Below are 1,068 nucleotides of genomic sequence, written 5' to 3'. Positions count from 1 at the left end.
CACGTGCCGAGTTCAGATCAACTTCGCCGCTGCAGCAGGTTGATCCATCGATCGAAGGCCGCAGCGGATTGTCGCTCGACCATACCGAATGGCTGGGCGACCAGCATATCCAGACGGATTATGAGCTGCTAATGCAGGACTTGCAGCGAAACGATCCGGATCTCGCCGCCAGGACGCGGCTTATCGATCCCCTGATAGCCCATTATCATCTGCGCCTGGGCGATGAGAGGACCGCGCTGAGCGCTTTCCAGCGCATCGTTAATGATCAGAATGGAAGAGATACAGCCGACTTCCTGTTCCTTCCAGTGAGCGATGCCAGTGCTTCGGATCCTGATCACCGGGGCACCCATTGGTCGCTGCTACTCGTTGACCGTCGCAACCGCGAGGGGCCGGCTGCCTATCACTATGACTCCTTCCGGGGCCAGAACAACGAGTTTGCAGCAATGCTCGCACAAAGGTTGGGTACCCGTCTGGAGCCCGTCCGCATGACCCAACAGCGCAACGACTATGATTGCGGAGTCTTCGTGGTTGACGGCACGCGGGCGCTCGTTAGACGACTGGCGCGAAGAGGCCGGCCAGCCGTGCTGCACCTCGACAACCTCGTCGCCGATCGGGAGCAACTCCAACGACGTCTGAGCACCGCGCCCAACGGTGATCGAGCGGGGGCTGCGGCGGCTGGACCGGAGTCCTCCACACAGATCGCCGATCCCGCAGAGTTTTGGCATGGAGTGACTCAATCAGGCCAGCTTCCCGATAGCTGGAATACAGCGCCCTTCCGGCAGGATTTGCCGTCAGCCGCCTATTCACCGGTGCAAAGCGTCAATCCGCCAGACGCACCATGGGAGCAAAGCTTGGGGGCATCGATCTTCGGCACCCCACAGTACACGCTGCCTGTGGACGACTTGGGAGAAGCTGTCCCTCCGAGCTGGCAACACCGCAATCAACCGGCACCGGCTGGCCTTCGGCTTGCAATGTCCTGGCTTGAGTTGCTGCCGAGCGCGGACAACCCCCAGACCAGCATCACTATCCATGGTGTGCCCTACACGGCCACTCTGGGGCCATCAGGCA

At 61.0% G+C, this 1,068-nt stretch carries 1 protein-coding gene; it reads left to right on the top strand.

Going from position 1 to position 1,068, the window contains the following annotated elements; translation table 11 throughout:
- Positions 1-1,068 (top strand): Ulp1 family isopeptidase (locus PYR71_RS30650; RefSeq protein WP_245421421.1); only part of this gene is annotated, 1,068 nt, incomplete at both ends.

It is taken from the genome of Rhizobium mulingense (assembly GCF_029194105.1).
In the GTDB taxonomy this organism is placed as follows: domain Bacteria; phylum Pseudomonadota; class Alphaproteobacteria; order Rhizobiales; family Rhizobiaceae; genus Rhizobium; species Rhizobium mulingense.
The sequence above is the reverse complement of the archived record's forward strand: the minus strand, read 5'-3'. Positions and strand labels throughout refer to the sequence as shown.